At 53.6% G+C, this 16,158-nt stretch carries 14 protein-coding genes; 10 read left to right on the top strand and 4 right to left on the bottom strand.

Annotated elements, in window-relative coordinates:
- The first annotated feature begins 73 nt into the window (after window positions 1-73).
- From sppA to pncA, 3 genes are all read left to right on the top strand, one after another.
- Window positions 74-1,930: a signal peptide peptidase SppA gene (gene sppA, locus F3J39_RS05105; protein WP_166713882.1), complete on the top strand. Its 1,857-nt coding sequence runs from the start codon at window positions 74-76 to the stop codon at window positions 1,928-1,930.
- Window positions 1,931-2,014: 84 nt separating this feature from the next.
- Window positions 2,015-3,028, top strand: a complete 1,014-nt coding sequence (ansA, locus tag F3J39_RS05110) for an asparaginase (RefSeq protein WP_166713883.1) — start codon at window positions 2,015-2,017, stop codon at window positions 3,026-3,028.
- Between the two features lie 15 nt (window positions 3,029-3,043).
- On the top strand, window positions 3,044-3,652 hold the full coding sequence (gene pncA / locus F3J39_RS05115) for a bifunctional nicotinamidase/pyrazinamidase (protein ID WP_145339034.1): 609 nt from the start codon (window positions 3,044-3,046) through the stop codon (window positions 3,650-3,652).
- Window positions 3,653-3,682: 30 nt separating this feature from the next.
- Here the strand turns inward: pncA and F3J39_RS05120 are convergent, their stop codons facing one another.
- Together F3J39_RS05120 and msrB are read right to left on the bottom strand one after the other, a co-directional pair.
- Complete coding sequence (locus tag F3J39_RS05120; RefSeq protein ID WP_039384691.1) at window positions 3,683-3,964, bottom strand: DUF1315 family protein; 282 nt, start codon at window positions 3,962-3,964, stop codon at window positions 3,683-3,685.
- 1 nt (window position 3,965) lies between these two features.
- Complete coding sequence (gene msrB, locus F3J39_RS05125; RefSeq protein ID WP_039384692.1) at window positions 3,966-4,376, bottom strand: peptide-methionine (R)-S-oxide reductase MsrB; 411 nt, start codon at window positions 4,374-4,376, stop codon at window positions 3,966-3,968.
- Between the two features lie 338 nt (window positions 4,377-4,714).
- Here msrB and gapA point away from each other — a divergent pair, with 338 nt between their 5' ends.
- Window positions 4,715-5,713: a glyceraldehyde-3-phosphate dehydrogenase gene (gene gapA, locus F3J39_RS05130; RefSeq protein ID WP_039384694.1), complete on the top strand. Its 999-nt coding sequence runs from the start codon at window positions 4,715-4,717 to the stop codon at window positions 5,711-5,713.
- 72 nt (window positions 5,714-5,785) lie between these two features.
- A complete protein-coding gene (locus F3J39_RS05135; protein ID WP_039384696.1) occupies window positions 5,786-6,670 on the top strand; it encodes a D-hexose-6-phosphate mutarotase in 885 nt (294 codons plus the stop codon).
- On the opposite strand, the gene F3J39_RS05140 is transcribed toward F3J39_RS05135, so the two are convergent.
- The gene (locus F3J39_RS05140) at window positions 6,667-7,512 is read right to left on the bottom strand and encodes an aldo/keto reductase (protein WP_104085077.1); all 846 of its coding nucleotides are present in this window, start codon (window positions 7,510-7,512) and stop codon (window positions 6,667-6,669) included. The two genes, F3J39_RS05135 and F3J39_RS05140, sit on opposite strands and share 4 nt — an antisense overlap.
- A 64-nt stretch (window positions 7,513-7,576) precedes the next feature.
- Complete coding sequence (locus F3J39_RS05145; RefSeq protein WP_104085354.1) at window positions 7,577-8,299, bottom strand: MipA/OmpV family protein; 723 nt, start codon at window positions 8,297-8,299, stop codon at window positions 7,577-7,579.
- Window positions 8,300-8,738: 439 nt separating this feature from the next.
- Here F3J39_RS05145 and yeaG point away from each other — a divergent pair, with 439 nt between their 5' ends.
- The 5 genes from yeaG to wbaP all read left to right on the top strand — a co-directional run bounded on the left by yeaG (window position 8,739) and on the right by wbaP (window position 16,146).
- A complete protein-coding gene (gene yeaG, locus F3J39_RS05150; RefSeq protein WP_065649162.1) occupies window positions 8,739-10,673 on the top strand; it encodes a protein kinase YeaG in 1,935 nt (644 codons plus the stop codon).
- 88 nt (window positions 10,674-10,761) lie between these two features.
- Window positions 10,762-12,039, top strand: coding sequence for a YeaH/YhbH family protein (locus F3J39_RS05155; RefSeq protein ID WP_039384703.1), 1,278 nt, complete (start codon window positions 10,762-10,764; stop codon window positions 12,037-12,039).
- 227 nt (window positions 12,040-12,266) lie between these two features.
- The gene (locus F3J39_RS05160) at window positions 12,267-13,994 is read left to right on the top strand and encodes a potassium/proton antiporter (protein WP_039384705.1); all 1,728 of its coding nucleotides are present in this window, start codon (window positions 12,267-12,269) and stop codon (window positions 13,992-13,994) included.
- 76 nt (window positions 13,995-14,070) lie between these two features.
- On the top strand, window positions 14,071-14,304 hold the full coding sequence (locus F3J39_RS05165; protein WP_039384706.1) for a DUF1480 family protein: 234 nt from the start codon (window positions 14,071-14,073) through the stop codon (window positions 14,302-14,304).
- A gap of 375 nt (window positions 14,305-14,679) precedes the next feature.
- The gene (gene wbaP, locus F3J39_RS05170) at window positions 14,680-16,146 is read left to right on the top strand and encodes an undecaprenyl-phosphate galactose phosphotransferase WbaP (protein WP_166713884.1); all 1,467 of its coding nucleotides are present in this window, start codon (window positions 14,680-14,682) and stop codon (window positions 16,144-16,146) included.
- The last annotated feature ends 12 nt before the right edge of the window (window positions 16,147-16,158 follow it).

Here is a 16,158-nt window from a genome sequence, read left to right on the forward strand (position 1 = left end):
CTCTTTAGGATGATGCCGATATCGGGGTCCGCACGCCTGCTGCCGGCCCTGGCTACGTGAATATGGAGAGTTTATGCGCACATTGTGGCGAATGATTACCGGTCTGTTCCGCTGGAGCTGGCGGGTTCTGAATTTTATCCGGGAATTTATCCTTAACCTGTTTCTCATTGTCCTGATCCTGGCCGGTGTCGGCATCTGGCTGCAGCTGTCGAGCGCCGGCAACAGTGAACCGGTCCAGCAGGGAGCATTAAAAGTCGATCTTAGCGGTATGCTGGTGGATAAACCTTCAGTGAGTAACCGTCTGAGCCGCATCAGCCGTCAGCTGCTGGGCGCGAACAGCGATCGCCTGCAGGAAAACTCCTTGTTTGATGTGGTTGATGCGATTCGTCAGGCTAAAACTGACAGCAATATCACCGGTATCGTGCTGGATCTGCGCGATTTTGCCGGTGGCGATCAGCCCTCTCTGCAGTATGTCGGTAAAGCGCTGCGGGAGTTTCGCGACAGCGGTAAACCGGTTTATGCGCTGGGTGACAGCTACAGTCAGGCGCAGTATTACCTGGCCAGCTTCGCGAATAAAATCTGGCTCTCCCCTCAGGGTACGGTTGACCTGCACGGCTTTGCGACCAACGGCCTCTATTACAAAACGCTGCTGGAAAAGCTGAAGGTCTCTTCCCACGTTTTCCGCGTAGGCACCTATAAGTCAGCCGTTGAACCGTTCCTGCGCGACAATATGTCACCGGATGCACGCGATGCGGACAGCCGCTGGATCACTCAGCTATGGCAAAATTATCTCAATACGGTGTCGGCCAACCGTCAGATTACGCCAGAGCAGCTCTTTCCCGGTGCGGCAGGCGTGATCAGCGGACTGGAGGCGGTACAGGGTGACACCGCTAAATATGCGCTGAATAACAAACTGGTGGATACGCTGAGCTCACGCGCGGCGGCTGACCAGGCGCTGGCGAAAACCTTTGGCTGGGACAAAGCGAATAATGACTACCGCTATGTCAGCATCTATGACTACCGTCTGAAACAGCCAGCGCAGCAAAAAGGCAACATCGCGGTGATCCTCGCCAGCGGTGCGATCATGGATGGAGAAGAGAGCGCAGGCAATGTCGGCGGTGATACGACGGCCGCACAGATCCGTGAAGCACGCCTCGATCCCGCCATTAAAGCTATCGTGCTGCGGGTAAACAGCCCGGGCGGCAGCGTCACCGCATCGGAAGCGATTCGTGAAGAGCTGGCCGCCGCGCATGAAGCCGGTAAGCCGGTGGTGGTCTCCATGGGAGGCATGGCCGCATCGGGAGGTTACTGGATTTCAACGCCGGCAGATTACATCATCGCCGCGCCTTCTACGCTGACCGGTTCAATTGGCATTTTTGGCGTGATTAATACGGTCGAAAACAGCCTCGACGCAATCGGTGTACATACGGATGGCGTAGCCACCTCACCGCTCGCTGATGTGGCTACCACCAAAACGCTGCCTGCAGAGGTACAGCAGCTGATGCAGCTGACGATTGAGAATGGCTATCGCAATTTCATCGGTCTGGTTGCTGCGTCGCGCCATAAGACGCCTGAGCAGATTGATGCGATTGCACAGGGCCATGTCTGGACCGGCAGCGATGCCAAAGGCAATGGTCTGGTTGACGCGCTGGGTGATTTTGATGACGCCGTGGCGAAAGCTGCCTCGCTGGCCAGCGTGAAACAGCCTGTGCTGAACTGGTATCAGGATGAACCCGGTATGCTTGATCTGCTGCTTAATCAGATGAACGCCTCGGCGCAGGCGGTACTGCCCGACGCGCTGAAAATCTGGCTGCCCGCACCGGTGCAGGATGTTGTCAGCGCCATGCAGTCGCAGCCGGGCCTGCTCGGTAAGCTTAACGATCCGCAAAATCGTTACGCCTTTTGTCTGAATTGCGGCAGCGTTCGCTAATTTTACAGCCCGGCCGCTGGTCGGGCTGCTTTTCCCTGTCAATCCCCTTATACTGCGCGTTTTACGGCAAGTCTGAGTACACTCATGCAAAAGAAAAATATCTATGTAGCCTACACGGGCGGTACTATCGGGATGCAGCGCTCTGCGCAGGGCTATGTACCGGTATCAGGCCACCTTCAGCAGCAGCTGGCCAATATGCCTGAGTTTCACCGGCCGGAGATGCCGGATTTTACGATTCATGAATACGCCCCGCTTATCGACTCCTCTGATATGACGCCGCAGGACTGGCAGGCAATCGCAGATGATATCCGCCAGAATTATGACGCCTATGACGGTTTTGTTATTCTGCATGGAACCGATACCATGGCTTTCACCGCATCGGCTCTCTCCTTCATGCTGGAAAATCTGGCAAAACCGGTCATCGTCACCGGATCGCAGATCCCGCTGGCGGAACTGCGCTCTGACGGTCAGCAAAATCTGCTGAACTCCCTCTACGTGGCGGCTAACTATCCGATCAATGAAGTGGCACTGTTTTTCAATAACACCCTGTTCCGCGGCAACCGTACCACCAAAGCGCACGCCGACGGCTTTAACGCCTTCGCCTCGCCAAATCTGTCGCCGCTGCTGGAAGCGGGTATCCATATCCGCCGTCTGAACACCTCTCTCGCGCCACAGCAGACGGGCGAGCTGGTGGTTCATCCCATTACCCCGCAGCCTATTGGCGTGGTCACCATTTATCCGGGCATCTCTGCAGACGTGGTGCGCAACTTCCTGCGCCAGCCGGTTAAGGCGCTGATTCTGCGCTCTTATGGCGTGGGCAATGCGCCGCAAAATGCGGAGTTCCTGCATGAGCTGCAGCAGGCGAGCGAACGCGGGATTATCGTGGTTAACCTGACGCAGTGCATGTCCGGCAAAGTGAATATGGGCGGCTATGCCACCGGCAATGCGCTGGAGCATGCTGGCGTGATCAGCGGTTTTGACCTCACCGTTGAGGCCACGTTAACAAAACTGCACTATTTATTGAGTCAGGACCTTAGCCCCGATGAAATTCGTGCCAGAATGCAGCAGAACTTACGTGGCGAACTGACTGAAGATTGAACGGAGCAAAATGATATGAAGCGGGCATTGGTAATTATCGATATCCAGAATGACTTTTGCCCCGGCGGTCCGATGGCCGTGCGCGAAGGTGATCAGACTGTGGCGGTAGCGAATCGCTATGCGCGTGAGTTTCGCCAGCGCGGCGAATGTGTTGTGGCCCTGCAGGACTGGCATCCGGCAAATCATGGCAGCTTTGCCTCAGTGTCCGGTGAGCCTGTCTACACGCTGGGTGAGCTTAACGGGCTGGCGCAAATCTGGTGGCCGGACCACGGTATCGAAAACAGCCCGGGCGCAGATTTTCATCCCGACCTCGATCGCTCCCTGATTGACGCCGTATTTCACAAAGGTGGAGACGTTGATGTCGACAGTTACAGCGCCTTTTTCGATAACGGACACCGGCGCAAAACTGAACTGGATAACTGGCTGCGCGAACGCGATATTACGCATCTGGTTATGCTGGGAATTGCGACTGACTACTGTGTGAAATATAGCGTGCTGGATGCGCTGGAGCTCGGGTATCACGTTCAGGTCGTTAAAGAGGGCTGCCGCGGCGTGAATCTCAATCCGGAAGACAGTGACATTGCGCTGACGCAAATGCAGGCGCAGGGTGCGGAAATAATCTGAAAAACAGGCTGGGTATTCCAGCCTGTTTTCTTAGTGCAGATTGATGCGCGTGACATCCGGCTCGATGCCAAACTCTTCTTTCAGCTGCTTTTTAGATTTCGTCACAATATCTCCCCCTTTGGCAATGCTCATATGCTGAGGTGAGTCGTTATGACGCGCCTGCCACAGCATGACCAGCTGCAGACAGTGCTCGCGCTGCTCCTGCGTTAATGCAACACCATCAGGCCATTTACCCGTCTCAACGGCGGTTGCCAGACGTGCATAGATCTCAGGCGTCATCGCATCCAGCATCGCATTCAGTTCCTGATTCATTCTATCCCTCCTGCTGTTTGCCCTGTTCGTCAGTAAAGCTCAGCGAGGCGGAGTTAACGCAATAGCGCTCACCGGTAGGCTGCGGGCCATCCGGAAAAACATGCCCCAGATGCGCGTCACAGCTGCCGCAGCGGATCTCAACCCGGTGCATGCCGTGCGAGTCGTCTTCAAGGTAGCGTATCGCCTCATCGCTGACCGGCTGGTAGAAACTGGGCCAGCCACAGCCTGAATCATATTTGCTTTCTGACAGAAACAGCGGTGCCTGACAGACCAGACAGTGATAAATGCCATCCTGCTTGTTGTGCAACAGCGCGCCGGTAAAGGGTGGTTCGGTACCCCGATGCTGCGTGACGTAGCGCTGCATTTCCGACAGCTGGCCGATTTTTGCTTCAGATGCGGTATCTTTTGCCATTTTTGCTTCCAGAGTATCTTTCTGTAGAAATCAGCTACTATTCTAACAAACGGACAACATTGCCCGACGTTTTTTTTGTGCGAACTTTTCTGCCCTGGTCGCTGCAGCGTGGTTTTGTGATGACGATCACTCTTTGTGACAAACTTCCCTTTTCACACGCTAATCAGCGTAAGATAGACGCGCTGTAAAATCGGCGCGCAAGCGGTTGCAATACAGATTATTCCTGGCGTTGGAATTGACCTGTCGCAACAATTGACACGATTCCGCTTGACGCCTGGTAAGGTTTTTGTAATTTTACAGCCAACCTTTTATTCACTAACAAATAGCTGGTGGAATATATGACTATCAAAGTAGGTATCAACGGTTTTGGCCGTATCGGTCGCATCGTTTTCCGTGCTGCTCAGCAGCGTTCAGACATCGAAATCGTCGCGATCAACGATCTGCTCGACGCCGATTACATGGCTTACATGCTGAAGTACGATTCTACCCATGGTCGTTTTGACGGCACCGTAGAAGTACAGGATGGCGCGCTGATTGTTAACGGCAAAAAAATCCGTGTTACCGCTGAGAGAGACCCGGCTAACCTCAAGTGGGACGAAGCAGGCGTTGACGTTGTTGCTGAAGCAACCGGGATCTTCCTGACTGACGAAACCGCACGTAAGCATATCTCTGCCGGTGCAAAGAAAGTGGTTCTGACCGGTCCATCTAAAGATGACACCCCGATGTTTGTACGCGGTGCCAACTTTGATAAATATGCTGGCCAGGATATCGTGTCTAACGCATCCTGCACCACCAACTGCCTGGCACCGCTGGCAAAAGTCATCAACGATAAATTCGGTATCGTTGAAGGCCTGATGACCACCGTTCACGCCACCACTGCTACCCAGAAAACCGTTGATGGTCCGTCACATAAAGACTGGCGCGGCGGCCGCGGTGCAGCACAGAACATCATCCCATCGTCTACTGGCGCAGCAAAAGCGGTTGGTAAAGTACTGCCAGAGCTGAACGGTAAACTGACCGGTATGGCTTTCCGCGTTCCTACGCCTAACGTCTCTGTGGTTGACCTGACCGTTCGTCTGGAAAAAGCAGCGACCTACAAAGAGATCTGTGAAGCTATCAAAGCGGCTTCAGAAGGCGAAATGAAAGATGTACTGGGCTATGTTGAAGATGACGTGGTTTCTACTGACTTCAACGGCGAAGTACTGACTTCAGTATTCGATGCCAAAGCAGGTATCGCGCTGAATGATAACTTTGTGAAACTGGTTTCCTGGTACGATAACGAAACCGGTTATTCCAACAAGGTTCTCGACCTGATTGCTCTGGTTGCTGCTAAATAAGCGACCAGGCTATATCAATAAGGGTGACTTCGGTCGCCCTTTTTTTTCGACCAGATAAACAGAGGCTGAACGATGCCAAATACGCTTTTTACACTGCCTGTGACAGAGCAGATAACCCCTTACCTGTCGCTGCGTCAGCAGGATGACCTGCCGGTCGTGATTATCAGTCATCCGAAAGTTCGTGCGGCTATCGCGCTTCAGGGCGCGCATCTGCTCGCCTGGCAGCCCAGCGGTCAGCAGCCTGTTCTCTGGCTGAGTGATAAAAGTGCGTTTAAAGCAGGTAAAGCGATTCGCGGCGGCGTGCCGATCTGCTGGCCGTGGTTTGGCCCTGCCGGTGAACCGGCTCACGGATTTGCCCGCACCCAGCCATGGACGCTGACAGCACACGATGAAAATGACGATGCCGTCATGCTGACCTTTACGCTGGAAAGTAACAGCCAGACGAAAAAGCTCTGGCCTCACGACTTTACGCTGCTGGCCCGTTTCCGGCTGGCCGATCAGTGCGAGATTGAACTTGAAGCCTGGGGCGATTTCGACGCGACAGCCGCGCTGCATGCTTATTTTAGCGTAGCGGATATCGCTGAGACCGCAGTCAGCGGGCTGGGTAAGACGTTTATCGATAAAGTGGCGGATAACTCACCGGGTGAAAACAGTAGCGGCGTACAGCGCTACCCGGGACGGATTGACCGTATTTATACTGCGCCTGACGAGTGCAGCGTGATCAAAGACAGCAGCGGCGGCAGGCAGATTGAAGTTTATCATCACTATCAAAGTGACGTTGTCACCTGGAACCCAGGTCCTGAACTCTCCTGCAGCATGGCGGATATGCCGAATGATGGCTACAAGCGCATGGTCTGCGTCGAGACGGCGCGCATCACTAAGCCGCTAAAAAGCGCGGGCGAAACACCTGCCCGCCTGGGGACAACCTTACGCGTGCGCAGCGCTAAGCCAGCTTAAACCACATCCAGCGGCACGCGCTGCTGCGGAGCAGGAAACAGCTGGTCGAGCAACGCGATCTCTTCGGCGCTGAGCGTGATGTTCAGCGCCGCAGCGTTTTCCTGAACGTGCGCGACGCTGCCTGCTTTAGGTATCGCTATGAGACCCTCATGCCGGATCGCCCAGCTCAGCAGCAGCTGCGCCACACTAATCTGCTTATCCCGTGCCAGCGCCAGCAGCTGCGCATTATCAAACAGCGCCTGTCGCAGCCGCCCCGCCTGGGCCAGCGGGCAATAAGCCATTACCGGCATGGCGCGCTGCTGGCAGAGCGGCAGCAGCGTATGCTCAATGCCGCGGGATGCAAGATGATACAGCACCTGGTTCGTCGCGCAGGAGAAGCCGCCCTCTTCTGCCCACAGCTCTTCCATATCATCGCTGTCAAAATTTGATACGCCCCAGCTGCGTATCTTTCCCTGCGCCACCAGTTTCTCCATGCCGCGAAGGGTCTCCTCCAGCGGGATATTACCGCGCCAGTGCAGCAGATAAAGATCGAGGTAGTCGGTTTTAAGTCGCTGCAGGCTGCGCTCACAGGCTCCGGTGATATCAGCTTCGCTGGCGTTCCACGGATAGACTTTGGAAACCAGCCAGGCGCTATCACGTCGTCCCTGCAGCGCTTCACCCACCACTCTCTCAGCTTCCCCGTCAGCGTACATTTCGGCCGTATCTATCACCTGTAATCCGGCAGCAAGCCCCGCCTGCAGCGCAGCGATCTCCTGAGCACGCAGCGCGGGGTTTTCCCCCATATACCAGGTTCCCTGCCCGATAGCGGGCAGCGAAGCACCATTGATCCAGACGTTTTGCATCATCCCTCCTGCGCGGTACGGCTATAAAAAAACAACACCTGATATCAGGCGTTGCGATAGTGCATCAGAAGCTGTAGCTGAGGCCGGTCCAGAGCGTGACCTGGCCGTTTTTATCGACCATCGGGCTGTCTTTAACCTCATCATCAAAGCGGGTGTAGCGCCCGGAAAAACTGGCGTTCCAGTTTTGGGTAAGCTGGTAGCTGGCGTTCAGCTCGACATAGGGCGACCAGCTGTCATCGGGCCGGTAGGTGGCGATACCGCTACGGGCACTCTCATGCGAAGAAACGCCGTAGTAGTAACGGTTTTGATTTGCGCTGTTCCACAGGGCCCCGATACCGGGCGTCAGGCTGAATGCGCCAAACTCAAAGCGGTAGAGATACGTCAGATCCCAGATGATGCCATTACTGTTATTCAGCACATCACCCAGTAATGCCGTGCGCAGGATGCCCCACTCTGCAACATGACGATAAGTGCCACCCGCCATTAACGTCATCCGGCGCTTATCCAGAGATTTCATATCGCCAAGATCGTTATCATCCGGGTCATACTGCTGTGGCGAACCGAGCAGCGTCAGCGACAGCTGATTCTGCGGGTCTTTCCACAGGTAATAGCCGCCCTGCAGGCTGCGAAACCAGAAGTTTTCGCCTTCATAGTTGATAACCGGTACGGGCAGATAGCGATCCTGTCCGCCACGATAAGGCGATTGAGCATAGATAACAGAGGCGCCCAGCGACAGCGGGTCAGCATGAGCAGTAAATGCGGTCACCAGCGCGGGAGACAGCAGCATAAACGCAGAAAGTTTAAAGGTGTTCACTATATATTTTGCCTGTTAAGTCACTAATTGCTTTTGCAGTCTAGCGAATATTTTGCAACAGAGGCAATCTGCTGTTAACCGTAATGGCTAATTCTGCCGCTCTTCACATCTTGCAGAAATTTACGCAGCTTATACCGAACAGAGTTGTTGGCATCTTTACAGGCCGTCTCCCATCCTCACAGGCGAATATTTCGCAAAACGATCGTGGCTTAAAACAATATGCGGAAATTTGCGCGTTTTTTGTGCGCTAATCGTTTAATCCTGCGCCACTTACTACTTGATCTTTATCCGATACACGCTCATAACAATAGAGAAGCAGAGAGATTTATATCCTTAAAATTGAGAGGTTGGCACCACTGTTTGTAAGGTTACGCTTATTGTTCCCAACAATTCTAACAGGACGGGCATCGCTATGAATATATTCGATCACTATCGTCAGCGTTATGAAGCTGCCAAGGACGAAGAGTTCACACTGCAGGAATTTCTTACTATCTGTAAGCAGGATCGCAGTGCATACGCCAATGCGGCAGAACGACTGTTAACGGCTATTGGTGAGCCCGTTATGGTTGATACCGCTCAGGAGCCACGCCTTTCCCGTATCTTCTCGAATCGTGTTATTGGCCGTTACCCGGCGTTTGAAGAGTTCTATGGTATGGAGGAAGCGATTGAACAGATCGTCTCCTACCTGAAACATGCGGCGCAGGGGCTGGAGGAGAAGAAGCAGATCCTCTATTTACTCGGTCCGGTGGGCGGCGGTAAATCCTCTCTCGCTGAACGTTTAAAAGCGCTGATGCAGCGCGTGCCTATTTATGTACTGAGTGCCGATGGCGAACGCAGCCCGGTTAACGATCATCCGCTGTGCCTGTTTAATCCGCAGGAAGATGCCAATATTCTGGAGAAAGAGTATGGCGTACCTCGGCGTTACCTTGGCACCATTATGTCGCCGTGGGCAGCAAAACGTCTGCATGAGTTTGGTGGCGATATCACCCGCTTTAAAGTGGTAAAAGTATGGCCATCGATTCTGGAACAGCTGGCTATCGCTAAAACTGAACCCGGTGATGAAAACAACCAGGATATCTCCGCGCTGGTAGGTAAGGTTGATATTCGCAAGCTTGAGAATCATGCGCAAAACGATCCGGATGCCTATGGTTACTCTGGTGCGCTCTGCCGCGCGAACCAGGGCATCATGGAATTCGTAGAGATGTTCAAAGCGCCGATTAAGGTGCTGCACCCGCTGCTGACTGCTACGCAGGAAGGCAACTACAACGGTACTGAAGGCATTTCCGCTCTGCCTTTTAACGGCATTATTCTGGCGCACTCCAACGAATCGGAGTGGGTCACCTTCCGCAACAATAAGAATAATGAAGCCTTCCTCGACCGTGTCTATATCGTTAAGGTGCCCTACTGCCTGCGCGTTTCAGAAGAGATCAAGATTTACGAGAAGCTGCTTAACCATAGCGATCTCACCACTGCGCCCTGCGCCCCTGGCACACTTGAAACGCTGGCCCGTTTCACTATCCTGTCGCGCATGAAAGAGCCGGAAAACTCCAGCATCTACTCGAAAATGCGGGTGTATGACGGTGAAAGCCTGAAGGATACCGATCCCAAAGCAAAATCCTGGCAGGAGTATCACGACTACGCGGGCGTCGACGAAGGGATGAATGGCCTCTCAACCCGTTTTGCCTTCAAAATTCTGTCGCGCGTGTTCAACTTTGATCACACTGAAGTGGCGGCTAACCCGGTTCATCTTTTTTACGTGCTGGAGCAGCAGATTGAGCGGGAGCAGTTTCCGCAGGATCAGGCAGAGAAATATCTGGAGCATCTGAAGGGTTATTTAATTCCGAAATATGCGGAGTTTATCGGTAAAGAGATCCAGACCGCTTATCTGGAGTCCTATTCAGAATATGGTCAGAATATCTTTGACCGCTATGTCACTTATGCCGACTTCTGGATCCAGGATCAGGAGTATCGCGATCCGGATACCGGACAACTGTTTGACCGTGAGTCGCTTAATGCGGAACTGGAGAAGATAGAGAAACCAGCCGGCATCAGTAATCCAAAAGATTTCCGTAATGAAATCGTCAACTTTGTTCTTCGCGCCCGGGCGCAAAATAGCGGCCGTAATCCAAACTGGACCAGCTATGAGAAACTGCGCACGGTCATTGAGAAAAAAATGTTCTCCAATACTGAGGAGCTGCTGCCGGTTATCTCGTTCAATACTAAAACGTCTACCGATGAGCAGAAAAAACATGATGATTTTGTCGACCGTATGATGGAGAAAGGCTATACCCGCAAACAGGTGCGTCTGCTCTGCGAGTGGTATCTCCGCGTGCGTAAATCGTCATAATCGATCCGTAAGCCCGGCGCCTTGCGTGCCGTTAATCAGGCCGGAGAACCCTTTCCGGCCTGGCTTACACTGCAGTTGAGGGGAAACCATGGCCTATTTTATCGATCGGCGTCTCAACGGTAAAAACAAGAGTGCGGTCAACCGGCAGCGCTTTCTGCGCCGTTATAAGTCGCAAATCAAGCAGTCGATTTCCGAGGCCATCAACAAGCGTTCGGTAACCGATACAGAGAGTGGTGAGTCGGTGTCGATCCCGATTGATGACATCAATGAACCCGTATTTCATCAGGGTCGCGGCGGAAGCCGCCATCGTGTTCATCCCGGCAACGATCACTTTGTACAAAATGACCGTGTCGAGCGGCCTCAGGGCGGCGCGGGCGGCAGCGGCAGTGGTCAGGGCAACGCCAGCCAGGATGGTGAGGGGCAGGATGAGTTTGTCTTTCAGATATCGAAAGATGAGTATCTCGACTTACTGTTTGAAGACCTGGCGCTGCCGAACCTGCGCAAAAATCAGCATCGCCAGCTCAATGAGTTTAAAACGCACCGTGCCGGGTTTACCTCAAACGGCGTCCCGGCCAATATCAGCGTGGTACGCTCATTACAGAACTCGCTCGCCCGGCGTACGGCTATGACAGCAGGCAAGCGCCGTATGCTGCATGAGCTGGAAGCTGCCCTGCATGAAGTTGAAAACAGCGAGCCGGCCCAGCTGCTTGAAGAGGATCGACTGCGTCATGAGATTGCTGAACTGCGCGCGCGTATCGAACGGGTGCCGTTTATTGACACCTTCGATCTGCGCTACAAAAACTTTGAAAAACGTCCTGAACCCTCCAGTCAGGCGGTGATGTTCTGCCTGATGGACGTCTCAGGCTCTATGGATCAGGCCACCAAAGATATGGCCAAACGGTTCTATATTCTGCTTTACCTGTTCCTGAGTCGTACCTATAAAAACGTTGAAGTGGTGTATATCCGTCACCATACGCAGGCAAAAGAGGTGGATGAACAGGAGTTCTTCTACTCGCAGGAAACCGGCGGCACCATTGTTTCCAGCGCGCTGAAGCTGATGGATGAGGTGGTCAAAGAACGTTATGACCCGTCCCAGTGGAATATTTATGCGGCGCAGGCATCAGACGGAGATAACTGGGCAGATGATTCGCCGTTATGCCACGAGATCCTGGCGAAGCATATTTTGCCGGTGGTACGCTATTACAGCTATATCGAGATCACCCGGCGGGCCCACCAGACGCTGTGGCGCGAATATGAACACTTACAGGCTATGTTTGACAATTTTGCTATCCAGCATATTCGTGAACCTGAAGATATCTACCCGGTATTCCGGGAGCTTTTCCACAAGCAGGCTGCCGAGGCCTGAATCGTAAGCCGGTCACTGACCGGCTTTTTTATATCTGATTACGACCTGTTTACCCGCAAAACGACCCGCCTGTTGCAGGATTTTCCTGTTTAATGTCATCATAGCTCGCATAAACAAAAAACAGGAAATTAAGCGCTGACAAGCCGTTGATAAGGCATTATCTTTTGAACTTATTTGTACGAATTGTTCGTGCTTGTCAGTTTTGCCCCGGTTGCAGGAGAATGCTATTGAATACCAGCATGATTTACAGTCTTTTTATTATTGGTTCCGTGCTGGTCGCTGCAAGCATTTTACTGAGCTCATTTTCCTCGCGTCTTGGCATCCCCATTCTGGTGATCTTTCTCGCGCTCGGTATGCTGACCGGTGTGGATGGCATCGGCGGTATCGCCTTCGATAACTACCCGGTAGCCTATCTGGTCTCCAACCTTGCGCTGGCGGTTATTCTGCTGGACGGCGGCATGCGCACGAAAGCCAGCTCGCTGAAAGTCGCGCTCGGTCCGGCGCTGTCGCTGGCAACAGTCGGCGTCATGATCACCGCCGGCCTGACCGGTTTGATTGCAGCCTGGCTGTTTAAACTCGACCTGATGCAGGGATTTTTGATTGGCGCCATTATCGGCTCAACGGACGCAGCAGCGGTTTTTTCTCTGCTGGGTGATAAAGGCCTCAACGAACGCGTCAGCTCTACGCTGGAGATTGAATCGGGCAGCAACGACCCGATGGCGGTATTTCTGACTATCACGCTGATTGATATGATCCAGCAGGGTCAGAGCGGCCTGAGCTGGATGTTTGTGGTACATCTGGTACAGCAGTTTGGTCTGGGCATCGTCTTTGGCCTCGGCGGCGGGTGGGCGCTGCAGCAGCTGGTTAACCGTATCAGCCTGGCTCAGGGGCTTTATCCGCTGCTGGCGCTTAGCGGTGGCATTATCGTATTCGCGCTGACCACGGTGATGGAGGGCAGCGGGATCCTCGCGGTCTATCTGTGTGGCTTTTTACTGGGCAACAGCCCTATCCGCAATCGCCACGGCATTCTGCAAACGTTTGATGGCATGGCCTGGCTCAGCCAGATCGGCATGTTTATTGTGCTGGGGCTGCTGGTGACGCCATCCGATTTGTGGCACATCGCCCTGCCGGCCATGATCCTCTCACTATGGCTGATTCTGGTGGCCCGCCCGCTTTCGGTACTGGTCGGACTGCTGCCTTTCAAAGGATTCACCGGTCGGGAACGTATTTTTATCAGCTGGGTCGGCCTGCGCGGCGCCGTGCCGATCATCCTGGCCGTGTTTCCGATGATGGCGGGACTGGAGAATGCCAGACTCTATTTTAATATCGCTTTCTTTGTGGTGCTGGTATCGCTGATGCTGCAGGGAACGTCGCTGGGGTACGCAGCGAAACGCGCCAGAGTGGTTGTTCCGCCGCTCGCCTCGCCTGTCAGCCGTATCGGGCTTGATATCCATCCGGAAAATCCGTGGGAGCAGTTTGTCTACCAGCTCAATGCCGACAAATGGTGTGTGGGCGCGGCGCTGCGCGATCTCAAAATGCCGCGTGAAACGCGCATTGCGGCGCTGTTCCGCGATAACACGCTGATGCATCCCAGCGGCGCTACCCGGCTAAAAGAGGGTGATGTACTGTGCGTCATAGGCCGCGAGCGCGATTTACCGGCGCTGGGTAAAATGTTCAGTCAGACGCCGCCGGTGGCCCTTGACCAGCGCTTTTTCGGCGACTTTATTCTCGACGCTGATGCACGCCTGCGGGACGTGGCACAGATTTATGGCCTGGAGCTGGATGATGAAACCAGCGATCAACAGTCGCTGGGGCAGCTGGTGATGAGCCTGCTCGGCAGCACGCCGGTGGTAGGTGACCAGGTGGAGTGGAAGCAGCTGACCTGGACCGTCGCGGAAAAAGAGGATAATAAAATCATGAAAGTCGGCGTGCGCGTCAGCGAAGAGCGAGAATAATCTGAGGTTTTAGCGCCCCTGAAGCGGTCAGCAGCGACTATGATTTTACTTATCAGTCAGCAAACGGGAGCAAAAAATGGGAACGGTAGTCAAAATTGGTCGCTATGAAATTGTTGATGCGGAGATGGGAGGCGATAAACCTGATACCGTCTCTATCCCCTGCCAGACTAACCCGGGCCTGAGCTATCAGCTTGATGGCTGGGATCATGAGACCAGCGTGCCGGCGTGGATTGATGGCGAGCCTGTCGATTTGAAAATTGGCCACTACGATAAAGAGCAGGATCGCTGGGTACTCAATCGCCCCGCCTGATCTCACCACACCGTCATGCCTGCGTATGGCGGTGATTCCTAAAAATTGCTGAAAAAAAACGCTGTTTTTGTCCTCTTTTTCATCACCATCTCTCTGTTTTCAATAACATAGCTGATAGCCCCTCAGGTCAATAATTTCCTTTTAAGAGTAATTCCATATTAACTCCGTCAGATTCCTCTTGCATACTCGTAAACGTTGCTGCTGTTTTCGTGACTTGTATCACGTCTTATCCGGCCCTTGCCGTGCAGCGCTTGAGTGATCACTAATGGTTAGTGTGCTGATAACAAACGTTATTTTTCCTGTCAGCCATTAACCCTGAGCGCGTACTTGATTCTGGTCAGGCCATCTTTTACTTAAGAAAAGAGAGCGGGTGTTATGGCAAGTACAATTGTAATGAATGACGCAAGCCGCTCATGGAGCGGCCTGCGCAAAAATCTCATTGCTAAAGTCGCATTAAGTCTTTCCGATCTTATTGCACTTAATCTGGCGCTGTTTTTATCCGCGGCTACCGTCCAGGGGATTTGGGGAGAGCTGGACAGCTTTATTCCGCCGCAGCAGATTGAGTACCGGTTTATCGCGCAGCTTGGCCTCTCGGTACTCTGCACCGCCTGGTTCTGGGTCCGGATGCGGCACTACACCTACCGCAAACCTTTCTGGTTTGAGCTGAAAGAAGTGGTTAAAACGCTGTTTGTTTTTTCACTGCTGGATCTGGCGCTGATTGCCTTTTCAAAATGGGACTTTTCACGCATGGTCTGGGTGTTCAGCTGGAGCTGGGCGCTGCTGCTGCTGCCGCTGATGCGCGCAATGGTAAAACGGGCGATCAGCCGTGCAGGACAGTGGCAGAAAGAGACCATTATCATCGGCTCAGGCAAAAATGCCCTGGAAGCCTATGCCGCGCTGCAGAGTGAAGAGATCCTTGGTTATAACGTGCAGGCGTTTATCTCACTGGATGATGAAAACTCCCCGGATAAACTCAACGGCGTGCCGGTTATCACCCGCAAGGATATTAACTGGCAGACCATGGATCGCGATAACACGCAGTTTATCGTGGCGACCGAATATGAACAGCAGGCGGTGCGCGATCACTGGCTGAAGTTTCTCTCCAGAATGAAATGCCGCTCTGTCTCAGTGATCCCGACGCTGCGTGGCGTACCGCTTTACGGTACCGATATGTCATTTATCTTCAGTCACGAAGTGATGATTCTGCGCGTCAGCAATAATCTGGCCAAGCGCTCATCGCGCTTCCTGAAGCGCACCTTTGATATTGTGGTAGCGTCGCTGCTGCTGCTGTTTCTCGCACCGATATTTGGCCTGCTCTGCTGGATGGTGAAACGCGATGGCGGTAACGCTATCTACGGTCATGAGCGCGTAGGTCAGGATGGCGCAAAGTTTAAATGCCTGAAGTTTCGCTCTATGGTTACCAATTCGCAGGACGTCCTGCAGGCGCTGCTGGCCACCAGCGAAGAGGCGCGGGCCGAATGGGATCGTGACTTTAAGCTGAAAAACGATCCGCGCGTTACCCGCATCGGCGGCTTCCTGCGTAAAACCAGCCTCGATGAGCTGCCGCAGCTCTGGAACGTGATCCGCGGAGAGATGAGCCTGGTGGGGCCGCGTCCGGTTATCGAAGCTGAACTGGAGCGCTATGCCGGTGACGTTGATTACTACCTGATGGCCAAACCGGGTATGACCGGTTTATGGCAGGTAAGCGGTCGTAATGATATCGATTATGACACCCGCGTCTATTTTGATTCCTGGTATGTAAAAAACTGGGCGCTGTGGACCGATATTGCCATTCTGTTTAAAACCGCTGGCGTGGTACTGCGCCGCGACGGTGCCTACTGACCGCTCTCTGTG

Source organism: Pantoea sp. Acro-807 (assembly GCF_011752675.1).
Lineage (GTDB): Bacteria > Pseudomonadota > Gammaproteobacteria > Enterobacterales > Enterobacteriaceae > Pantoea > Pantoea eucrina.